Below are 3,592 nucleotides of genomic sequence, written 5' to 3' on the forward strand. Positions count from 1 at the left end.
TTGCTCGCCGGTCTTGAGGCGCTGGCGGGTGGATCGGGTGTTCATGTTGGGCGGGTGGTGTCGGGGAAGGTTGCGTTCCTGTTCACGGGTCAGGGGTCGCAGCGGCCTGGGATGGGGCGTGGGCTGTGTGAGGCGTTTCCGGTCTATGCGGAGGCGTTCGATGCGGTGGCGGCGTATCTGGATCCGCGGTTGCGGGAGGTGGTCTTCGACGGCGGTCCGGATCTGGATCGGACGGAGTTCGCGCAGCAGGGGATTTTCGCCGTGGAGGTGGCGCTCTTCCGGCTTCTGGAGTCGTGGGGGGTGCGGCCTGATGTCGTGGTGGGGCATTCCATCGGGGAGATCGCGGCTGCTCACGTCGCCGGCATCCTGAGCCTGGCGGATGCCTGCACGCTGGTGGCGGCGCGGGGGCGGTTGATGCAGGCGTTGCCTGAGGGCGGCGCGATGGTCGCGGTGCGGGCGTCGGAGGCCGAGGTCGGCCCGCTGCCCGAGGGTGTGTCCATCGCCGCGGTCAACGGCCCCGACTCGGTGGTGTTGTCCGGGGACGCCGATCAGGTTATGGCGGTGGCCTCGGGCTGGGCGCGTTTCAAGCGGCTGAACACCAGTCATGCGTTCCACTCCGTGTTGATGGAGCCGATGCTGGAGGCGTTCTACGAGGTCGTCCAGGGCTTGTCCTTCGGTGAGCCGGTCATTCCGGTTGTGTCGACAGTGGCCGGTGGCGGGCCGATGGATGCCGGTTACTGGGTGCGTCAGGTTCGTGAGCCGGTCCGGTTCGCCGACGCGGTGGAGCGTGCACGGGAAATAGGGGTGACGGAGTTCGTCGAGCTCGGCCCGGATGCGGTGCTCACCCCGATGGTCGATGGCACTGTCCCGACGCTGCGCGCGGACCGTCCCGAGCCGTTGTCGGTGGTCAGTGCCCTGTCCGAGTTGCACGTCCGCGGCACTGGCCCGGACTGGGCGGCGGTGCTGACCGGCACCGGCACGGCACCGGTCGATCTGCCCACCTACGCCTTCCAGCACAGCCGTTACTGGCTCGACGCCGGGATCGCCCCCGGTGATGTCACCGCGCTCGGCCAGTTCGCGCCCGGCCATCCGCTGCTCGGCGCCGCGGTCGAACTGCCCGGCGGGGGCACGGTCTTCACCGGCGCGCTGTCCCGGCGGACCAGGCCGTGGCTGGCCGAGCACGAGGTGCTGGGCACGGTCCTGCTGCCGGGTGCCGCGTTCGCCGAGCTGGCGCTGCGGGCCGGCGCCGAGGTCGGCTGCCCGGCCGTGGACGAGCTGACCCTCGGCGCCCCACTCGCCCTGCCCGAACGCGGCGACGTGGCCTTGCGCGTCACGGTCGGCGAACCCGGCGAAGCGGGACACCGATCCCTGACCGTCCACTCCCGGCCGTCCCACGCCGACGCCGAGACGCCATGGACGGCGCACGCCACCGGCACCCTCATCCCGTCCGATCCCCAGACCGAGGACCTGGACGTGTGGCCGCCGGCGGGGGCGACCGAAGTGCCGGTTGACGATCTCTACGACCGGGCCGCCGCGCAGGGATTCGCCTACGGTCCCGCGTTCCAGGGCGTACGGGCGGCGTGGCGGCTCGGCGACGACGTGTTCGCCGAGGTGGAGTTGCCGTCGGAGAGGGCCGAGGAGGCGCGGGACTACGGCCTGCACCCGGCGCTGCTCGACGCCGCACTGCACGGGCTGGGCCTCGGAGGGTTCGTCACCGACTCCGCCCGGCCGCACCTGCCGTTCTCGTGGACCGGGCTGTCCCTGGCCGCGTCCGGAGCGACCGCCCTTCGGGTCCGCATTCGTCCCGGGGGCGCCGACACGGTTTCGCTGATTGTCGCCGACGCCACCGGCCGCGGGGTCGCCTCCGTACGGGCGCTGGCACTGCGCCCCGTCACCACGGACCAGGTCACCACCGGACGGCTCGGCTCGCTCTTCCGGCTCGACTGGGTACCCGCGACGTCGGCCGAGATCCGCGCCGTCGCCGTGGGGAGCGTCCAGGAGTCGGACGTGGTCCCCGACGCCGTGGCCGTTGTCCTTGAGCCCGCTGTCGTCCTCGATCCCGCTACGGGGAGCAGCACCCCGGAGGCGGTGCGGGAGGTCGTCGGTGGCGCGCTCGACATGGTGCGGGCCTGGCTCGCCGACGAACGCTTCGCGAGCAGCCGCCTGGTCGTCGTCACGCAGGGCGCGACAGCGACCCACGCGGGTGAGGACGTCACCGACCTCGCCGGCGCGGCCGCCCTCGGCCTGCTGCGCACCGCACAGCAGGAGCACCCCGGAAGGATCATGCTCGTCGATATCGGCACGAACGCCCCCTTGGACATCACGGAGCTGGCGCTGCCGGACGAACCCGAGGCGGCCGTGCGCGACGGGCGGATCCTCGTCCCACGCCTCGCCCGCGCGGACGCGCCGGAGGAACCCGCCACGGTCGCCGACCCGCACGGCACCGTACTGATCACCGGTGGCACCGGTGCGCTCGGTGCGGCTCTCGCCCGGCGGCTGGCCGAGCAGGGCGCTGGGCACCTGTTGCTGACTTCGCGGCGTGGTCAGGATGCTCCTGGCGCCGTGGAGCTGGTGTCGGAGCTGGAGGTACTCGGCGCCCGTGTCACCGTCGCGGCGTGTGACGTCGCCGATCGGAGTGCTGTCGAAGCGCTGCTCTCGGCGATCCCGGCCGAGTACCCGCTGACCGCTGTGGTGCACGCGGCCGGCGTTCTTGACGATGGGCTGCTGGACGGGCTGACTCCGGAGCGGCTTGCTGTGGTGTTGCGGCCGAAGGCCGATGCCGCCTGGCATCTGCACGAGCTGACCCTTGATCGGGAGCTGTCGGCGTTCGTGATGTTCTCCTCGGTGACCGGCGCGTTCGGCAGCGCAGGTCAGGCCGGATACGCGGCGGCGAACGCGTTCCTGGACGCCCTGGCCACGCACCGCGCCGCACATGGGCTGCCCGCGCGGTCCCTCGCCTGGGGGCCGTGGGAGGGCGACGGCATGGCCGCCGGCCTCGGCACGGCCGAGCGGCGACGGATCGAACAGTCCGGCCTGCGCCCCCTGGACGCCGAGGCCGGGCTCGCGCTGTTCGACGCCTCGATGGCCGCGGGCGAACCCGTGTTGTGGCCGGTCCTGCTCGACCAGGCCGCGCTGCGTGCCTCGGGCGAGTCGCTCCCGCCGATCCTGCGCGGCCTCGTCCGGACGCCGATTCGCCGCGCCTCCGGCCACGGCGCGGCCCACGGTTCCGGCCGCGGCAACGGCTCGGCGCTCGCCCGGCGGCTCGCAGAAGCCTCCGCCGACGAGCGCAGCAAGCTGCTGCTCGACCTCGTACGCGGGGAGGCGGCCGTCGTACTCGGACACCCGTCGGCCGCCGCGGTCGAATCCGACCGCGCGTTCGCCGAACTCGGCGTCGACTCGCTGACCGCCGTCCAGCTGCGCAACCGGCTAGAGGCGGCCACCGGACTGAGGCTCGGCGCGAGCTTGGTCTTCGATTACGCGACTCCGGTGGCGCTTGCGGAGTTTCTCCAGGCCGAGTTGCTGGGTGTGGAGGCGGTGTCATCTTCGGTTTCGGTTTCGGTGGTGGATGAGCCGGTGGCGATTGTGGGGATGG

1 protein-coding gene is annotated in these 3,592 nt (G+C 72.5%); it reads left to right on the forward strand.

The window, feature by feature from the left end; translation table 11 throughout:
- Positions 1-111: 111 nt before the first annotated feature.
- Positions 112-3,592: type I polyketide synthase (locus tag QSK17_RS35545; RefSeq protein WP_285711067.1), on the forward strand; the 3,481-nt coding region annotated here is incomplete at its 3' end.

It is taken from the genome of Microtetraspora sp. NBRC 16547, from assembly GCF_030268965.1.
In the GTDB taxonomy this organism is placed as follows: Bacteria; Actinomycetota; Actinomycetes; order Streptosporangiales; family Streptosporangiaceae; genus Microtetraspora.